This is a genomic window from Sinomonas atrocyanea (genome assembly GCF_001577305.1).
GTDB lineage: Bacteria > Actinomycetota > Actinomycetes > Actinomycetales > Micrococcaceae > Sinomonas > Sinomonas atrocyanea.
Window position 1 is genome coordinate 1,980,398 of record NZ_CP014518.1, and the last position, 17,716, is coordinate 1,998,113.

Genomic DNA, 17,716 nt, shown 5'->3' on the forward strand with positions numbered 1-17,716 from the left:
GGTGGATCAGGACTCGAGGGTGGCCTTGAGGGTGATGGTGATCCCCGAGAGCGCCTGGCTCACGGGGCAGCCGACCTTGGCCTTCTCCGCGATCTGCTGGAACTGGTCCTCGGAGATCCCCGGGATCTTGGCGGTCACGGTGAGCTCGCTGCCCGTGACGCCCTTGCCGGGCTCGAAGCCGACCGCGGAGGAAGTCTCGATGCGCTCGGCCTTGAAGCCCGCGTCGTCGAGCTCGTTGCTGAAGGCCATGGAGTAGCAGGCCGAGTGCGCTGCCGCGAGGAGCTCCTCCGGGCTGGTCTTGCCGTTCGCGTCCTCGCTGCGGGCCTTCCACGTCACGTCGTACGTGCCGAGGCCCGAGGTGTCGAGGGTGGTCTGCCCCTTGCCCTCGAAGAGGTTGCCCTCCCAGACGGTGTGTGCGGTGCGGATCGTAGGCATGTGTGCTCCTTGCCATGGTCGGTGTGCCGCGGCGCAGCCGGTCGAGTGCGCCGTCCTCGCCCATCCTAGGCACAAGAGGGCCCCGCCTCCCGGGATGTGACCGGGGTGCGGGGCCGAGTGGAGCAGTGGAGGCTACTGCCAGATCGTGGCGATGGCGATGTTGAGCAGTGCGAGGCCGCCGACGCCGTGGGCGAGTCCCGGGGAGACCTTCTCGCCGGCCTTGCGGCGGCGGTTGCCCACGAAGGCCAGGGCGCCGACGACGACGGCGATGACGAACTTCACCGTCAGCTTGATGTACAGGTTCGTGTCGAGCGGCTGGACGCCGCTGTCGGCCTGCTTGGACAGGACCGTGATGAGCCCGACCAGGATGATGCCGGTGGCGAGCTGGGTCATTGCGCCGTCGAACTGCCGCGGGCCGACCGTGGGGTTCTTCATGTTGGCGATCCACGGGCCAACGATCATGGCTGCACCGACGACGTGCAGGAAGACGACAATGCTCAGGACGACAGTCATGGACTGAGTCTAGTGGCGCGCCCGGTGCCGCCTGCGCAGGATGATGCCCCGCTCGCGTCCCAAGTGGGTAACGAAACGCGGACGGCGCCCGTCCCCGGAAACGGGAGCGGGCGCCGTCGTGCGCTCTGCCTCAGAGGCGTCTCAGAGGCCGAGGTCGGCCTCGAACGAACCCTCCTCGAGCCGCGCGCGCAGCGTCTGGAGGAAGCGGCCCGCGTCCGCCCCGTCGACGAGGCGGTGGTCGTAGGTGAGCGAGAGGTACATCATCGAGCGGATCGAGATGACGTCGTCGCCCTCGGCGTTCTGGGACACCCACGGACGCTTGACGATCGCGCCCGTGCCGAGGATCGCGACCTGCGGCTGGTTGATGATCGGCGTATCGAACAGGGCACCGACGGAGCCGATGTTGGTGATGCTGAACGTACCGCCCGAGAGCTCGTCGGGGCCGATCTTGTTGTTGCGCGTGCGCGCAGCGACGTCGGCGATGCGCCCGGCCAGGCCCGCGAGGTTGAGGTCACCGGCGTTGTTGATCACCGGGACGAGGAGGCCCTTGTCCGTGTCCACCGCGATCGCGAGGTGCTCCGCGTTGTGGTACGTGATCTGCTGGGTCTCCTCGTTGTACTCCGCGTTGAGCTTGGGGTGCTGCTTGAGCGCCTCGGCCACGGCCTTCGCGATGAACGGGAGGAAGGTCAGCTTGACGCCGTTCTGGGCCTGGAACTGGGCCTTGGCGCGGTCGCGGAGCTTGGCGATCTTCGTCATGTCGACCTCGTGCACCTGCGTGAGCTGGGTCGAGGTGTCCAGGGACTCGCGCATGCGGCGGGCGATGACCTGGCGGATCCGCGGGGCCTTCTCCGTGGTCCCGCGCAGCGAGGACGCGGCACCGTTGGCTGCTGCGCCGCCGGCGGCCGGGGCCGCGGGGGCGCTCGGGGCCGCCGCGGGGGCGGGGGCAGCAGCGGCGTTCTTCGCCTCGACCGCGGCGAGGACGTCCTGCTTCCGGATGCGTCCGCCGACGCCCGTGCCGGTCAGGGAGGTCACGTCGATCCCGTGCTGGTTCGCGAGCTTGCGCACGAGCGGGGTCACGTAGCCCGACTCGCCGCCCTGGGCAGGGGCTGCGGGAGCGGCGGGGGCAGGAGCCGCTGCCGGAGCGGCGGCGGGAGCCGGTGCCGCGGCAGGAGCGGGTGCAGGCGCCGCGGCAGGAGCGGGTGCAGGCGCCGCGGGCGCCGCGGCTGCGGGAGCCTCGGCCGCCGGAGCAGCCGCGGGCTCGGGGGCTGCCTGCGGAGCGGGCGCGGCCTGGGCCGGGGCGCCGGAGCCGATGACCGCGAGCACGGCACCGACCTCGGCCGTCTCGTCCTCGGAGACGCGGATCTCGAGCAGGGTGCCGGCGACGGGGGATGGAACCTCGGTGTCGACCTTGTCGGTGGAGACCTCGAGCAGCGGCTCGTCGACCTCCACGGTCTCGCCGACGGCCTTGAGCCAGCGGGTCACCGTGCCTTCGGTGACGCTCTCGCCGAGGGCGGGGAGGGTCACCTCGTGCCCCTCGGCCGGTGCACCGCCGGACGCGGCAGCGGGCTCCGGGGCGGCGGCAGGCTCGGGCTCGGGGGCGGAGGCCTGCTCGGGCTCGGCGGCGGGTGCCGGAGCCTGCTCGGCCTCCTGGGCGGCGGGCGCACCGGAGTCGTCCGGCGAGGACGCGCCGTCGCCGATCACCGCCAGCGGGGAGCCGACCTCGGCGGTCTCGTCCTCGGCGACGAGGATCTGCTCGAGGATGCCAGCGACCGGCGAAGGGATCTCGGTGTCGACCTTGTCGGTGGACACCTCGACGAGGGGCTCGTCGATCTCGACGCGGTCGCCGACCTGCTTCAGCCAGCGGGTGACGGTGCCTTCGGTGACGCTCTCACCGAGGGCGGGAAGGTTGACGGATTCAGACATGGGTCCCCGTGCTCCTAAATTCTTCTGCGTGCGAATGGTGTCGGGGTCGGCTCAGCCGTGCAGCGGCTTGCCGGCCAGAGCCAGGTGGGCCTCGCCGAGCGCCTCGTTCTGCGTCGGGTGGGCGTGGATGAACTGGGCCACGTCCTCCGGGTAGGCCTCCCAGTTGACGATGAGCTGGGCCTCGCCGATCTGCTCGCCCATGCGGGCGCCGATCATGTGGACGCCGACGATCGGGCCTTCCTTCTGGCGGACGACCTTGATGATGCCGGACGTGCCCAGGATCGAGCTCTTGCCGTTGCCCGCGAGGTTGTACTCCTGGGTCTGGACCTGGTCCTCGCCGAACTTCTCCTTGGCGGCCTTCTCCGTGTAGCCGACGGTGGCGATCTCGGGGTCGCAGTAGGTGACCTTAGGGATGTTGACGTCCTCGACGACGACGGGGTTGAGGCCGGCGATCTCCTCGGCCACGAAGATGCCCTGCTGGAAGCCGCGGTGCGCGAGCTGGACGCCCGGGACGATGTCGCCGACCGCGTAGACGTTCCCGACACCGGTGTGCAGGCGCTCGTTGGTGATGACGAAGCCGCGGTCGATTGTGATGCCGGCCTCTTCGAAGCCCAGGTTCGCGGTTACGGGGCCCCGGCCCACCGCGACGAGGAGCAGGTCCGCCTCGAACGTCTTCCCGTCCACGAGCGTGACCTTGACGCCGTTCTCGTCCTGCTCGACGCCCTGGAAGAACGTGCCGGTGCTGAACTTGATGCCGCGCTTCTTGAAGGCACGCTCGAGCTGCTTGACGATTGCGGCGTCCTCGTTCGGGACGAGCGAGGGCAGGCCCTCCACGATCGTGACGTCGACGCCGAAGGACTTCCAGACCGAGGCGAACTCGACGCCGATGACGCCGCCGCCGAGGACGATCACGCTGTTGGGCACGTAGTCGAGCTCGAGCGCCTGGTCGGACGTGATGACCCGGCCGCCGATCTCGAGGCCCGGGAGGCTGCGGGAGTAGGAGCCCGTCGCGAGGATGATGTTCTTGCCCGTGTAGTCGGTGCCCGCCACGGTCACGGTGCTCGGGCCGGTCAGGCGGCCCTCGCCCTCGATGACGGTGATGCCCTTGGACTTGATGAGGCCCGTGAGGCCCTTGAACTTGCCGGCGATGATGCCGCCCTTGTAGGCGTTCACGGCGTTCATGTCGATGCTGTCCAGCGTCACGTTCACGCCGTACTTGGAGGCGTCGCGGGCGTGGTCGGCCAGCTCGGCCGAGTGCAGGAGGGCCTTGGTCGGGATGCAGCCGTTGTGCAGGCACGTGCCGCCCAGCTTGCCCTTCTCGACGAGTCCGACCGAGAAGCCGAGCTCCGAGGCCCGGAGCGCCGCGGCGTAGCCGCCACTTCCGCCGCCGAGGATCAAGATGTCGAATTCGTGCGCAGTTGCCGCTTCGGCCACGTGGACGCTCCCTCGCCTTGTGGACGGCGTGTTCCGCCGTCGAATGTGACAGTTGCCTGCGGCGGTCCGCGCAGGCCCGGTATCAGGGAAACCCTATATCCCCGACCGACTATGCTCCACCTTCGCGGAACGTTTGTCCCGGCCTTGTGTCAAGAGTCACGGGAACTCTAGCACTTTCGCAGCATGGACTTTCAATTCCACTTCATGAAATTTCGAGGGATGCGATGCGGCCGCCCGGAAGCCGCGCCCGGCTCCGGGCGGCCGCATCCTCACGGACGGCCGGCCGACTCGAGGTACCCCACGAGCGTGCGGACCGTGGATCCGGTGCCCTGCTTCGGGGTGTGCCCGTAGGGCGAGCCGGTGTTGAAGGCCGGCCCCGCGATGTCGAGGTGTGCCCACGGCACGGAGCTGCCGTCCGGGCGCTTGCCCACGAACTCCTTCAGGAAGATGGCGGCCGTCAGCATCCCGCCGGGCCGCTCGCCGACATTGGCGATGTCCGCCGTCGCGGAGTCCAGACCCGCCCGCAGCTCCTCGGGCAGCGGCATGGGCCACGCGGCCTCACCCGCCGCTGCGGCGGCGTCGAGCAGCGGCCGGGTCACCTCGTCGTCGCCCATCACGCCGGCGGTGCGCGTGCCGAGCGCCACGAGCGCCGCCCCGGTGAGCGTGGCGACGTCGATGACGGCGTCGGGGTTCTCCTCGCACGCTGCGACGAGGCCGTCGGCCATGACGAGCCGGCCCTCGGCGTCGGTGTTGAGCACCTCGACGGTGGTACCCCCGCGGATCGTGATGACGTCGGAGGGCCGCTGCGCGCTGCCCGAGGGCATGTTCTCCGCCACACACAGCCACGCGGTCACCTTCACGGGCAGGCCCAGGCGCGCCGCCGCGAGGGTCGCGTTCAGGACCGTGGCGGCCCCGGCCATGTCGCTCTTCATCTGGTCCATGTTGGCCGCGGGCTTGATCGAGATCCCGCCCGAGTCGAAGGTGATGCCCTTGCCGACGAGGTGGACGGCGCGCGCTCCGGAGGGGCGGGAGGGCACGTACTCGACCTTGACGAGGCGCGGCGGCCGGGCCGACCCCTGTCCGACGGCGAGGATGCCGCCGAACCCGTCCTTCGCGAGCCGCTTCTCATCGAAGACGGTGACCTTGACGGGCAGGCCCTTCGCGAGGTCCTTGGCCGCCTCCGCGAAGGCCTCGGGGTAGAGCTGGCTCGGGGGCATGTTGACGAGCGTGCGCGTGGCGTTGACGGAGGCCCCGAGCACCGCCGCGCGCGCCAGTGCGGCGTCCGCCTCTGCGGTCCCGGCAAGGGGGCTGTAGACGATCGCGGTGCGCACGTTGTCCTTGCCGGCGGCGGCAGGGGCCGACTTGTGCTCCGTGTAGGAGTAGGCACCGAGGGCAGCGCCCTCGGCGACGGCGGCGAGGTCGGCAGCGGTCGCCGCCGGCAGGGCCAGGACCACGGTCCCGTTGCCGGCGAGCTGGCGCACCGCCGAGCCGGCGGCCCGCCGCAGCTGCTCGGCGCTCGGGGCAGCCCCCGGCGCGACCTTGCCCACCCCGGCCAGGGCGAGCACGTGCGCACCGAGCTCCGGCAGCCCGGGGAGCCGGTGGAGCTGGTCCGCGGCGCCCGTGACGCCGAGGGCGGCAAGGGTGGAGGACACCGCCTCGGCGTTGCGCGCGCTCAGGGGGTTGTCGAGGAGGACCGGCCCGTCCGCGCCCTGCGCGACTCCCACCACCAGGACGTCGCTGGGGGTCTTGCGCAGGTCCTTGGACACGGCCCGGAGGGCGACTTCGCTGTTGCTGAACACTGTGGCTGCCTCGATTCTGCACGGCTCACGCTGCCGCGTGTCTGCGCCGGCGGGTGTGGTGCGGTTGCTTCACGTGCTCCCGATCGTAGTAGCGCGGCACCGTCCGGCCGATGCGGCACGGCGCAGGGGTCCACCCCGGCCCACGCCGAGGTGGAATGATGGAACGCCCCCGAGTGTTGGACCGATGAATGCCTAGGAAGGACTGCCACCGTGATCGACCCCGCGACTGGGCCCCTGCAGGACCCCGCAGGCCTGTACACCGCTGCCCTCGAGCTCAGCGGTGACGAGGGCATCCGGGGCCTGCCGCTCATCATGGGCTTCACCGGCTTCGCGGACGCGGGGCACGCCGTGCGCCAGATCATCGACGAGCTCATCAGCGTCCAGGGGGCCGGGGCGCTCGCGGCCTTCGACGTCGACCAGCTGCTCGACTACCGCTCGCGCCGCCCCCGCATCCGCTTCGTCGAGGACCACCTTGAGGACTACGACGCCCCGGCGCTCGCGCTCTACCGGCTCCAGGACGGCCTCGGGCGCCCCTACCTCCTCCTTGCCGGTCCCGAGCCGGACCTGCAGTGGGAGCGGTTCGCGCGCGCCGTCGTCGGCCTCGTCGAGCAGCTCGAGGTGTGCCAGACCCTCTGGGTCCACGCCATCCCGATGCCGGTGCCGCACACCCGTCCGCTCGGGGTGACGGTGCACGGCAACCGGCCGGAGCTCGTCGAGGGCATCTCGCGCTGGAAGCCGGTCGTCGAGTTCCCGGGGGCAGTCGGACACCTCGTGGAGATCCGGCTCATCGAGGCGGGGCACGATGTCACCGGGTTCGTCGTCCATGTGCCGCACTACCTCGCCGAGGCCGAGTACCCGGCCGCCGCCGTGACCGGCCTCGAGCACCTCGGCGCCGCTGCCTCGCTCATGCTCCCGAGCGACCGCCTCCGCGAGGCGTCACGGGAGGTCGAGCGGCAGGTGGCCGAACAGGTCGCGGCGTCCGCGGAGATCCGCGAGCTGGTGGCCGGGCTCGAGGAGCGCTTCGACGACCACACGGCCGACGTCCCGCGCCGTTCCCTCCTCGCGGGCCCTGCCGACGAACTGCCCACCGCCGAGGACCTCGGCGCCGCGGTCGAGGCCTACCTCGCCGCCCACGGCGAGGAGGACGCCGACGGCGGCGGCGCCTCCCGCGGTGATGGGGAAACGGACGACGGCGCGGAGCCGCCTGCCGCCGATGGGCCGCCGCAGACGCCGGATGACGCGCCGCGCGCGGAGGGGGAGGAGCCCCCGCACTAGGATCATGGGGTGAACAGCTGGCGCGCCTACGTGGTCTGGGGAATCGGAGTCTTCGGCTACCTGGTGGCGGTGCTCCAGCGCACCTCGTTCGGCGTCGTCGGCCTCGAGGCCGCAGAACGCTTCCACGTGGGCGGCGCGGTGCTCTCGGCCTTCACGGTGCTCCAGCTCGTGGTCTACGCCTCGCTCCAGATCCCCGTCGGGCTGCTCGTGGACCGCTTCGGCAGCCGCATCATGGTCTCGGCCGGGGCGGTCTTCATGGCGCTGGGCCAGCTGCAGATCGCCGTCGCCGAGACGACGGTCACAGGGATCATCGGCCGCATGCTCGTGGGCATGGGCGACGCCATGACCTTCGTCTCCGTGCTAAGACTCGTGCCGCTGTGGTTCGATGGGCGCCGCGCCCCGCTCATGAGCCAGCTCACGGGCGTGATCGGCCAGCTCGGCCAGCTCGTGAGCGTCATCCCGTTCCTCGCGCTCCTGCACGCCGCCGGCTGGTCCCAGGCCTTCATGACCCTGGCCGCGCTGTCCCTCGTGGTGATCGTGCTGGTACTCGCGCTCCTGCGCAACGCGCCTGCCGGCGCGCCGGCGGCGCAGAGCGAGAGCCCGGAGGGCACGCGCGCCCTGCTCGCCGCCGCGTGGCGCCAGCCGGGGACCCGCCTCGGGATGTGGAGCCACTTCACCGTCCAGTTCAGCGGGAACGTCTTCGCCCTCATGTGGGGCTTCCCGTTCATGGTCGCCGGCCAGGGATTCGACTCCACCGTCGCCGCCGGGCTCATGTCCTTCTTCGTGGCCGTGGCGATCCTCGCCGGGCCGCCCATGGGCCGGTTCGTCGCGCGGCACCCGCTGCGGAGGTCCACGCTCGTGCTCGGCATCTCCACGCTGACGGCGCTGGCGTGGACGGCGGTGCTCGTGGTTCCGGGCCGCGCGCCGCTGTGGCTCATGGCCGTCCTCGTCGCAGTCCTGGCCCTCGGCGGCCCCGCCTCGATGATCGGATTCGACTTCGCCAGGACGTTCAATCCGTCGCACCGGCTCGGCACGGCGACCGGGATCGTGAACATCGGCGGCTTCGTCGCGGCGCTGCTGACGATGTTCCTCGTGGGCTACCTGCTCGACCTCCAGCACGCTCTGGGCCTGTCGCCGCAGGGGGTGTACAGCCTCGACGCGTTCCGCGTCGCCCTGGCGGTCCAGCTCCTCGTGCTCGGAGCAGGCGCCTTTGCCCTGGTCCGGGTCCGCCGCAAGGTGCGTCGGGCGCTCGCCGCCCAGAACGTGCGCGTCCCGCTCCTGAGGGAGCTCTGGGCGGACTACAGGGCGCGCAGACGCCGCTGACTCCTCCTCCCCAGCGGCGCAGCCGGGCATTTCGTCCACATAGCGCACATCGGGGGTGCCCCCACCGGGCGGCGTCTGAAGAGACTGGCTGCATGGACGACATCCAGCACCCCGTTGGGCAGCCCGCGCGCCGCGACACCGAAGGCATCCGGGATGCCACCGGCGCGCCGGCGGATCCCATCACCATCCGTTCCGCCGAGGACATCCTCTCGTACGTCCCGCATGCGCTGGGCGAGTGGCCCGAGGAGAGCCTCGTCGCGGTGGGCCTCGGAGACGGCCGCCTCGGGCCCACCCTGCGCATCGACCTCCCGGCGCGGCCGAAGGGCGCGCCAGTCCGCCCTGCCGCGCTGCGCCGCTTCTCGGACACGGTGGCGGACTACCTCACGCACGATGCCCTGGTCGGCGCCGTCCTTGCCCTCTACACGCGGTCGGCGTGGACCGTTCCCCAGTCGCCCCCGCACCGCGAGGTCATGGATGCTGTGGCTGCGCGACTGGCCGAGGCCGGCGTCCCGGTGCTCGAGGCCTGGGTCGTGGGGCCCGAGCGCTGGCGCACAGTGACCTGCGCCGACACCGCCTGCTGCCCGTGGCCCGGGGAAAGCGTCGAGGCCCTCAGGACCGGCAGGATCGGGGCGGAGATGGTCTACCGCGGCAGCTCCTACGGGGCCGGGCTTCCCGAGGCCGCGCGCCCCGAGCCGCCCCCGGCAGCGGTGGCCGCTGCGCTGGAGGCCTACGTCGAGGACCCCGGCCGGTGGTGGGATCCTCTCGTGTTCACGGCGGCACTCGCGGCCTGGGACGAGGTCCTGTCCGAACCCCGCGTCCCGGACCCGGCGCGGGTCCGGCTCCTCGCGGCCACGCTCATGCGGCCCGCCCTCAGGGATGCCGTCCTTGTCGCCTCCGCGGCGGACGCTGGCACTGCCTGGCGGGGAACCGCCGCCACCCAGGGGCTCAGGGCGGAGCAGATACAGGCGGTACCGCCAGCGCTGCCCGGCGGCGTCCCGGCCGCCGAGGCCGCGGCGGCGCTGGACTCCTGGTCCGAGGGCCCTCGTGCGGGGGAGCGCGGGTCCGTGCCCTCCGCCGGGCCCGACGCAGAGGCGGTCCGGGGCGCCAGTGCGCTGCCGGGCTCGTCCCGCGAGTTCGGGCTGATCCTCATGGGCTGCACGTCAGCGGCGCCCGCCTGGGACCGGATCGCCCGGCTGGAGCGCGTCGCACTCGGAGTGGCCCAGATGGAGGAGCCCGAGCTGCGTGCCCCCGCACTCGCCGTCCTCGCCTGGGTGCAGTGGGCGAGGGGCCGCGGCGGTCGGTGCCTCGCGTTCCTCGAGCGGGCGCTGTCCACCGATCCTGGCTACCGCCTGGCACTCCTGCTGCGCGGCCTGGTCGAGCAGGGCGAACTCGCCGGCTGGGCGCGCAGCCGTGATACCGCCTGGCACCGCGAGGCTGCCTAGACCGCTCCGCCGCAGCCGGCGTGCCTGCGGCGGGTGCCGTGCGGCCCGGACGCCTGTGACCTTCGGCCGTGTCGGCGATGCATCCTCTTCGTGAGAGAATGGACGGCAGACCCGGTTGGGTCCGAGCTCCGTAGTATTGTTTTCATCTCGCCGATGTGGGAACGAATCCAGTGGCGGAAGGGTTGTAATCATAAGACCCTTCGGATCGGAGCGGCAGCCTCGGCTGTTCTTCGGACTTGACAGGGTCATAGTGGTGTTGCCCTCCAGGCAATCACTGGCACTGCGGCAGGAAGGTAATCGTGACGCCCCCCACGGAGAATGAGACCGTCGAGACGGCCATCGCGGAGAACGGCTCGGCCAAGAGCGCGCCCGCGCGCCCGGCCAAGCGGTCTTCGGCCAAGGCCGCCGCGTCCAAGGCGAAGGCACCCGCCCGGAAGACGGCGGCTGCGCCTGCAGCCAAGGGCAAGGCCAGCGCGAAGGCCGCCGACGCGCAGGCCACCGAAGCCGTCGCCGAGGACGAGGCTGTCGAGGAAGACCTCGATTCGGCCGCGCCCGACGAAGGCGAGATCGTCGCCGAGAGCGAGGCCGCCGAGGCCGAGGAGAAGACGACGGGCACCGCCATCGTCATCTCGGACGCCGACGAGGACGACGCTCCGGTCCAGCAGGTCACGAGTGCCGGCGCCACTGCCGACCCCGTGAAGGACTACCTCAAGCAGATCGGCAAGGTCGCGCTCCTCAACGCCGAGCAGGAGGTCGACCTGGCCCTGCGCATCGAGGCGGGCCTCTTCGCCAAGCACAAGCTGGCGGAGGAGGGCTCGGACTACGACGCCCAGTACCGCCACGACCTCGAGCGCATCGTGCACGACGGCGAGCGCGCCAAGAACCACCTGCTCGAGGCCAACCTCCGCCTCGTCGTCTCCCTCGCCAAGCGCTACACCGGCCGCGGCATGCTCTTCCTCGACCTGATCCAGGAAGGCAACCTCGGCCTCATCCGCGCCGTCGAGAAGTTCGACTACACCAAGGGCTTCAAGTTCTCGACCTATGCGACGTGGTGGATCCGCCAGGCCATCACCCGCGCCATGGCCGACCAGGCCCGCACGATCCGTATCCCGGTGCACATGGTCGAGGTCATCAACAAGCTCGCCCGTGTCCAGCGCCAGATGCTCCAGGACCTCGGACGGGAGCCCACTCCGGAAGAGCTCGCGAAGGAGCTCGACATGACCCCCGAGAAGGTCGTCGAGGTCCAGAAGTACGGCCGCGAGCCCATCTCGCTGCACACGCCTCTGGGCGAGGATGGCGACTCGGAGTTCGGCGACCTCATCGAGGACTCGGAGGCGGTGGTCCCCGCGGACGCCGTGAGCTTCACGCTCCTGCAGGAGCAGCTGCACTCCGTCCTCGACACGCTCTCCGAGCGGGAGGCCGGCGTCGTCGCGATGCGCTTCGGCCTGACCGATGGCCAGCCCAAGACCCTCGACGAGATCGGCAAGGTCTATGGCGTGACGCGCGAGCGCATCCGGCAGATCGAGTCGAAGACCATGTCGAAGCTGCGCCACCCGTCCCGCTCGCAGGTACTGCGCGACTACCTCGACTGACGCGACGTGGGCGGTCCCGGGGAACCGGGGCCGCCCACCGGCCTACGACGTGAGAGGGCCCGGACACCGATCGGTGTCCGGGCCCTCTCACGGTCTACCGGCCTTCGCCGTCCCGTCGCGGGGGACGGCTCAGTCTTCGGCCAGCGCCGCCTTGTCCGTCAGGCGGTTCGTCTCGTCGTGCCACACCGAGGCCAGCGGGCGAAGCGTCGGCTCCACGGCGCGCGCGTGGTGGGCGCAGAAGAGCAGTTCGCCGCCTGAGGTCTCGAGGACCACTCGCACATAGGCCTGGGCGCCGCAGCGGTCGCAGCGGTCGATGGCAGTCATGGTGGGATCCGCAAGTGCTGCAGTCATCTCAGCCTCCTTAGCATTCACCGGGTGGTCTTACGCGGTCACTACATCTAACACCCCGCCTGCGCCGGATGATGCCAAGAATGCGCAACTTTCGCTCGGGGCGTATTGCGGTTCGGCAACGCAGGGGCGGCTCCGGATACCCGTTAGACCACGCGCGGAGCGTCCCGGCGGCCCCATGGCGGCGCGGCCGCTAAGGTTGTCCTGTGCCGTGCCCTCCGGCGCGGCACCCCGGCGCCGTCCGGCACCATCCCCTGCGGCCCTACCGCCTTCCAGCACCACCGAAGGAGTCCCGCGCGCGTGACACCGAGTTCTGAATACACCGCCCGGCACCTGTCCGTCCTCGAGGGACTCGAGGCCGTGCGCAAGCGCCCGGGCATGTACATCGGCTCCACCGACTCCCGCGGCCTCATGCACTGCCTCTGGGAGATCATCGACAACTCGGTCGACGAGGCACTCGCCGGATTCGGACACGAGATCGCGGTCATCCTGCACGCGGACGGCTCGGTCGAGGTGCACGACGACGGCCGCGGCATCCCCGTGGACGTGGAGCCCAAGACGGGACTCTCCGGGGTCGAGGTCGTGTTCACCAAGCTGCACGCCGGCGGCAAGTTCGGCGGCGGCTCCTACACTGCCTCGGGCGGCCTGCACGGCGTGGGCGCCTCGGTGGTGAACGCCCTCTCGTCCCGCCTCGACGTCCAGGTGGACCGCGGCAGCAAGACGTACCAGATGTCCTTCCGGCGCGGCGAGCCCGGGCGCTTCCGCGACAGCGGGAAGCCGGGCCCGTCCGCACCCTTCGAGCCGTTCGTCGACGACTCGGTGCTCGACGTCGTGGGCAAGGCCAAGCGCGGCGTCACCGGCACCCGGATCCGCTACTGGGCCGACGCCCAGATCTTCACGCCTGATGCCCGGTTCTCCTATGACGAGCTGGCCAACCGCGCGCGGCAGACATCCTTCCTCGTCCCGGGGCTGCGGATCACTGTCCGCGACGAGCGCCGGCTTGCGGGGACTCCCGGGGCCGACGGCCCGCACGAGGAGGTCTTCCACCACGACGGGGGAATCTCCGAGTTCGTCGACTACCTCGCGATCGACGCCCCGGTCACGGACGTCTGGCGCCTCCACGGTGCGGGCAGCTTCTCCGAGACCGTTCCCGTCCTCGACGAGCACGGCCACTCCCGGATCGCCGAGGTCGAGCGCTCGTGCGAGGTCGATGTGGCCCTGCGCTGGGGAGTCGGCTACGAGACGACGCTGCGCACCTTCGTCAACATCATCGCCACCCCCAAGGGCGGAACGCACCAGGCCGGATTCGAGGCGGCGCTCCTGAAGGTGCTCCGCAAAGCCGTCGAGGCGAACGCGCGCAAGCTCAAGGCCGGCAACGACAAGCTCGAGAAGGACGACGTCCTCGCAGGAATGACGGCCGTCCTCACGGTCCGTCTCGCCGAGCCCCAGTTCGAAGGCCAGACCAAGGAGATCCTCGGCACCCCCGCGGTGCGCCAGATCGTGGCCAAGGTCGTCGAGAAGGAGCTCGGCGCCAAGCTCTCCTCCACGGCGCGGGGCGACAAGAACCAGAGCTCGGTGCTCCTGGAGAAGGTCGTCAACGAGATGAAGTCGCGCATCACCGCGCGCGTCCACAAGGAGACCCAGCGGCGCAAGACGGCGCTCGAGTCCTCGACCCTGCCGGCGAAGCTGATCGACTGCCGGACGGATGACACCGCCCGGTCAGAGCTCTTCATCGTCGAGGGCGACTCCGCGCTCGGCACGGCCAGGCATGCACGCTCCTCGGAGTTCCAGGCGCTGCTGCCGATCCGTGGCAAGATCCTCAACGTCCAGAAGGCCTCGGTGGGGGACATGCTCTCGAACGCCGAGTGTGCCGCCCTCATCCAGGTCATGGGCGCGGGCTCGGGCCGGAGCTTCGACATCGCCGCCGCCCGCTACGGCAGGGTGATCCTCATGACGGATGCCGACGTCGACGGCGCCCACATCCGCACGCTGCTGCTGACCCTGTTCTTCCGGTATATGCGGCCCATGGTCGAGGCGGGCCGCGTCTTCGCCGCGGTGCCCCCGCTGCACCGCGTCGAGGTGGTGAACCCGGGGTCGAAGGCCAACGAAATGGTCTACACCTACTCCGACGCCGAGCTGCACCGCGTCCTGGCCCGGCTGAACGCGGAGGGCCGCAAGTACAAGGAACCGCCGCAGCGCTACAAGGGGCTCGGGGAGATGGACGCAGACCAGCTCGCAGAGACCACCATGGATCCCCGCCACCGCAGCCTGCGCCGGGTCACGATCGAGAGCGCCCAGCGGGCCGAGGAGATCTTCGAACTGCTCATGGGCTCCGACGTCGCCCCCCGCAAGGACTTCATCGTCGCCGGGAGCGCCCAGCTCGACCGCGAGCAGATCGACGCCTGAGCAGGCCTACGCCTAGAACAGGCCGGGCACGATCAGCAGGACCGTCGGGACCGCGATCAGCAGCAGGCTCGCTGCGAGCACCAGAGCAGTGGCGCCCCGGCCCAGCGGCGGCCGCGGGGTGAGGAGGCGGCTGAGCCGCCCGGCGATGTCCACCCCGTCCGCGTCGAACGCGCCCGCCGCCGACGGCGCCGGCACCGAGCCGGGGCCAGCGGCGGCCGCTGCGCCTGCGGGCTCGCCGCCGACGGCCACGAGGGCGATCGCCCGGACCAGCACGTCGTCGCGGGCGGTGCGCCGCGCGACGTCGTCCGCGAGCATCTCCACGAGCGAGTTGACCGCCTGCCGGGCGAGTCTGGTGGTCGGCAGCCAGGGGAGCGCTGAGCGCCACGCCTCGAACGCCCACAGAAGGAGGTGGTGGCGCTGCGTGAGGTGCGCCCTCTCGTGGCTCACGACGGCGTCGAGCTCCTCGGGCGCGAGCGTCTCCATGAGCCCGTCCGAGAGCACGGTGACGGAGCGCGACCCGCCGGGGAGGCAGTAGGCGACCGGGGCCGGGTGGCTGATGACCCAGGTGCGCTCGAGGGCGCCGGACGGGGAGCTCAGGAGTGCCAGGAGCTCGCGGTGCCGGCGCCGCTGGCTCGCGATGCGGGCGTAGGTGAGGAGCAGGGTGAAGACGAGGTGCACGCTCAACAGCGCGGCGGCGCTGAGGGCGAACAGGTGCCAGAAGTGCAGCTCATTGGGCGCCTCATTGCCCAGCACGACCTTCACGGCCCGGCGCACCGCGGCCACGAGGCTGTCGCCGAGCGGGGAGAGGCCGTAGACGAGCATGGCGCCGATCATCGACAGGCCGCCGGCGAGGGCGATCGACTGCCACAGCACCATCGCGGCGAAGGGGGAGCGCGCGGGCCACTGGGCACGCGAGAGCGCCACCGGCACCGGCCACGCGAGCAGCAGTGCCAGCAGCGCCAGGAGGTAAGCGGTCACGAGCACGCGCGCGCCCCGGCGGCGTGGATCAGCCGCTGGCCAGGAGCTTGCGCAGCGTGGCGGCCTCGGCTTCCGTCACCGAGCCGATGAACCGCGCGAGCACGGCTTCGCGGTCCGTCGCGGTCCCGAGGGCCTCGTGCATCAGCCGGGCGGTGTGGTCCTCGCGGGTCGAGACCGCACGGTAGCGGTGCGGGCGCGTGCCGCGCTCGCGCTCGACCAGCCCCTTCTTCTCCAGCCGGGACAGCACCGTCAGGACGGTGGTGACGGCAAGGTCCTTGCCCTGCCCCTCGCTCAGGGCCAGGCGGTCCCGCAGGTCATTGGCGGTGGACGCCTCAGGGGCCGACCACAGAAGGTCCATCACCGAGCGCTCGAGCTCACCCAGGCTAGCCATCGTCTTCAAGTCCTCACATGCATCAGGCACGCCAACCCCTGGCGTGCTGCAACCATTCTACGCACGGTAGAACCCATCTGGTGAGATGCTGCGCACCCGCGTTCGCTCACAGCGGCATGGCGGCCCGCGGTCGCCAGGCCCGGGACGTCTGTTCTACACTCGGTAGAAGTCGAGTTTCTACAAAACGTAGAAATCGGGACGAGCAACCGGGAGCATGCGTGGACGCCTTGGAGATAGCGCGCTGGCAGTTCGGAATCACCACGGTCTACCACTTCATGATGGTGCCGCTGACGATCGGGCTCGGCCTGGTCGTCGCCGTCCTGCAGACCGTCTGGTACCGCACCGGCAAGGACGAGTTCCTGCGGATGACCAAGTTCTGGGGCAAGCTCTTCCTGATCAACTTCATCATGGGCGTGGCCACGGGCATCGTCCAGGAGTTCCAGTTCGGCATGGCGTGGAGCGAGTACAGCCGGTTCGTCGGCGACGTGTTCGGCGCGCCGCTGGCCATGGAGGCGCTGCTGGCATTCTTCGTCGAGTCGACCTTCCTCGGGCTGTGGATCTTCGGCTGGAAGCAGCTGCGACGCGGCCTGCACCTCGCGGCCCTCTGGTGCGCGGTCATCGGCTCCGCCGTCTCGGCCTACTTCATCATCGTCGCCAACAGCTGGATGCAGCACCCCGTCGGCGTGAAGATGGTCAACGGGCACCCCGTCATGACGGACGCGTGGGCCGTCTTCACCAACAACACGGCCCTCGTCGCGGTGCCGCACACCCTCATGGGCGCCCTCGGCGTTGCCGGGGCGTTCCTCCTCGGCATCTCCTGGTACCACCTCTGGCAGCGGCGCCACGACGGCATCGACACCGTCGAGGCCGTGCCGGGCACGGGGCGCAGGCGCCGCGAGCGCGTGGTGGTCGGCGAGGCGCCCGGCGTCCCTGGCCGCGACCGCACCGACCACGCCGTGTGGCTCAAGTCCCTGCGGATCGGCGCTGTGGTCGCCATGATCTCCTTCGCGGGCACCGCGGTCACCGGCGACCTCCAGGGCAAGCTCATGTTCGAGCAGCAGCCGATGAAGATGGCGGCGGCCGAGGCTGCCTGCCACGATGGCACCGGCTTCTCCGTCCTGTCCGTGGGCAACCTCGGCTCGCGAGACTGCAGCGACGTGGCCGCCGTCATCGAGGTGCCCGGCCTCCTCTCCTTCCTGGCCAAGGGCGACTTCACCACCGAGGTCAAGGGCGTCAACACCCTCATCCCGGAGTACGAGAAGGCCTACGGGACCAACCTGCCGGACAACCCCCTCTACGGCGACCGCGCCGGCGAGGCCATCCAGTACGTCCCCGTCATGGAGGTGACCTACTGGGGCTTCCGCGCCATGATCGGCTTCGGCGCCCTCGCGGCCCTCGCCGCCCTCGCGGCGCTCATCGCCACCCGCAAGGGCACCGTGCCGCAGGCGCGCTGGCTCATGCGCCTCGCCGTCGTCGGCATCCTCGCCCCGTTCGGGGCCAATGCGGCGGGCTGGATCTTCACGGAGATGGGCCGCCAACCGTTCGTCGTCGCCCCGAACCCCTCGATGGCAGGCAGCGTCGACCAGGTCTTCATGTTCACCGCCGCTGCCGTCTCGCCCGGGGTGAGCGCCGGCGAGATCCTGACCTCCCTCATCGTCCTGACCCTGCTCTACGCCGCGCTCATGGTCGTCGAGGTCCGGCTCCTGTGGACCTACACCCGCGGCGGGGTCGCCGCCGCCATGCCCGAGCTCGCCCACGCGGCACCCGCCGAGCCGCCGGCGGACGACGACAGCGGGCCGTCGGGCGGCGCCGCCAAGCCCGCGGACGACGTCCTGGCCTTCGCCTACTAGGAGCATC

At 71.0% G+C, this 17,716-nt stretch carries 14 protein-coding genes; 6 read left to right on the forward strand and 8 right to left on the reverse strand.

From position 1 onward, the window contains the following. Window positions 1-6: 6 nt before the first annotated feature. The 5 genes from SA2016_RS09100 to SA2016_RS09120 form a co-directional block, all read right to left on the reverse strand. On the reverse strand, window positions 7-435 hold the full coding sequence (locus SA2016_RS09100; protein WP_066497463.1) for an OsmC family protein: 429 nt from the start codon (window positions 433-435) through the stop codon (window positions 7-9). Between the two features lie 132 nt (window positions 436-567). Then, window positions 568-948, reverse strand: a complete 381-nt coding sequence (locus SA2016_RS09105) for a hypothetical protein (RefSeq protein ID WP_066497465.1) — start codon at window positions 946-948, stop codon at window positions 568-570. A 141-nt stretch (window positions 949-1,089) separates the two neighbouring features. Further along, the gene (gene sucB, locus SA2016_RS09110) at window positions 1,090-2,871 is read right to left on the reverse strand and encodes a 2-oxoglutarate dehydrogenase, E2 component, dihydrolipoamide succinyltransferase (RefSeq protein ID WP_066497467.1); all 1,782 of its coding nucleotides are present in this window, start codon (window positions 2,869-2,871) and stop codon (window positions 1,090-1,092) included. Window positions 2,872-2,922: 51 nt separating this feature from the next. Further along, window positions 2,923-4,305: a dihydrolipoyl dehydrogenase gene (gene lpdA, locus SA2016_RS09115; RefSeq protein WP_066497472.1), complete on the reverse strand. Its 1,383-nt coding sequence runs from the start codon at window positions 4,303-4,305 to the stop codon at window positions 2,923-2,925. A gap of 269 nt (window positions 4,306-4,574) precedes the next feature. Then, window positions 4,575-6,104, reverse strand: a complete 1,530-nt coding sequence (locus tag SA2016_RS09120) for a leucyl aminopeptidase (RefSeq protein WP_066497473.1) — start codon at window positions 6,102-6,104, stop codon at window positions 4,575-4,577. 210 nt (window positions 6,105-6,314) lie between these two features. Here SA2016_RS09120 and SA2016_RS09125 point away from each other — a divergent pair, with 210 nt between their 5' ends. The 4 genes from SA2016_RS09125 (at window position 6,315) to SA2016_RS09140 (ending at window position 11,736) form a co-directional block, all read left to right on the forward strand. Then, the gene (locus SA2016_RS09125; protein ID WP_084249428.1) at window positions 6,315-7,379 is read left to right on the forward strand and encodes a proteasome assembly chaperone family protein; all 1,065 of its coding nucleotides are present in this window, start codon (window positions 6,315-6,317) and stop codon (window positions 7,377-7,379) included. Between the two features lie 9 nt (window positions 7,380-7,388). After that, window positions 7,389-8,702 (forward strand): MFS transporter, encoded by a 1,314-nt coding sequence (locus SA2016_RS09130; protein ID WP_066497475.1) that lies wholly within the window; start codon window positions 7,389-7,391, stop codon window positions 8,700-8,702. A 92-nt stretch (window positions 8,703-8,794) separates the two neighbouring features. Continuing rightward, complete coding sequence (locus SA2016_RS09135) at window positions 8,795-10,144, forward strand: DUF4192 domain-containing protein (RefSeq protein WP_066497477.1); 1,350 nt, start codon at window positions 8,795-8,797, stop codon at window positions 10,142-10,144. A gap of 299 nt (window positions 10,145-10,443) precedes the next feature. After that, the gene (locus SA2016_RS09140; RefSeq protein ID WP_066497479.1) at window positions 10,444-11,736 is read left to right on the forward strand and encodes an RNA polymerase sigma factor; all 1,293 of its coding nucleotides are present in this window, start codon (window positions 10,444-10,446) and stop codon (window positions 11,734-11,736) included. Window positions 11,737-11,865: 129 nt separating this feature from the next. Here SA2016_RS09140 and SA2016_RS09145 read toward each other — a convergent pair whose 3' ends face one another. Then, window positions 11,866-12,087: a DUF7455 domain-containing protein gene (locus tag SA2016_RS09145; RefSeq protein ID WP_066497481.1), complete on the reverse strand. Its 222-nt coding sequence runs from the start codon at window positions 12,085-12,087 to the stop codon at window positions 11,866-11,868. A 297-nt stretch (window positions 12,088-12,384) separates the two neighbouring features. On the opposite strand from SA2016_RS09145, the gene SA2016_RS09150 reads away from it, so the two are divergent. After that, window positions 12,385-14,490, forward strand: a complete 2,106-nt coding sequence (locus SA2016_RS09150; RefSeq protein ID WP_066497483.1) for a DNA gyrase/topoisomerase IV subunit B — start codon at window positions 12,385-12,387, stop codon at window positions 14,488-14,490. Between the two features lie 12 nt (window positions 14,491-14,502). Here the strand turns inward: SA2016_RS09150 and SA2016_RS09155 are convergent, their stop codons facing one another. Together SA2016_RS09155 and SA2016_RS09160 are read right to left on the reverse strand one after the other, a co-directional pair. Beyond that, the gene (locus SA2016_RS09155) at window positions 14,503-15,474 is read right to left on the reverse strand and encodes a M56 family metallopeptidase (protein ID WP_066497485.1); all 972 of its coding nucleotides are present in this window, start codon (window positions 15,472-15,474) and stop codon (window positions 14,503-14,505) included. Between the two features lie 22 nt (window positions 15,475-15,496). Beyond that, on the reverse strand, window positions 15,497-15,859 hold the full coding sequence (locus SA2016_RS09160; RefSeq protein ID WP_066497486.1) for a BlaI/MecI/CopY family transcriptional regulator: 363 nt from the start codon (window positions 15,857-15,859) through the stop codon (window positions 15,497-15,499). A gap of 218 nt (window positions 15,860-16,077) precedes the next feature. On the opposite strand from SA2016_RS09160, the gene SA2016_RS09165 reads away from it, so the two are divergent. Further along, entirely contained in the window at window positions 16,078-17,709 is a 1,632-nt protein-coding gene (locus tag SA2016_RS09165; RefSeq protein WP_066497488.1) for a cytochrome ubiquinol oxidase subunit I, read from the forward strand. The last annotated feature ends 7 nt before the right edge of the window (window positions 17,710-17,716 follow it).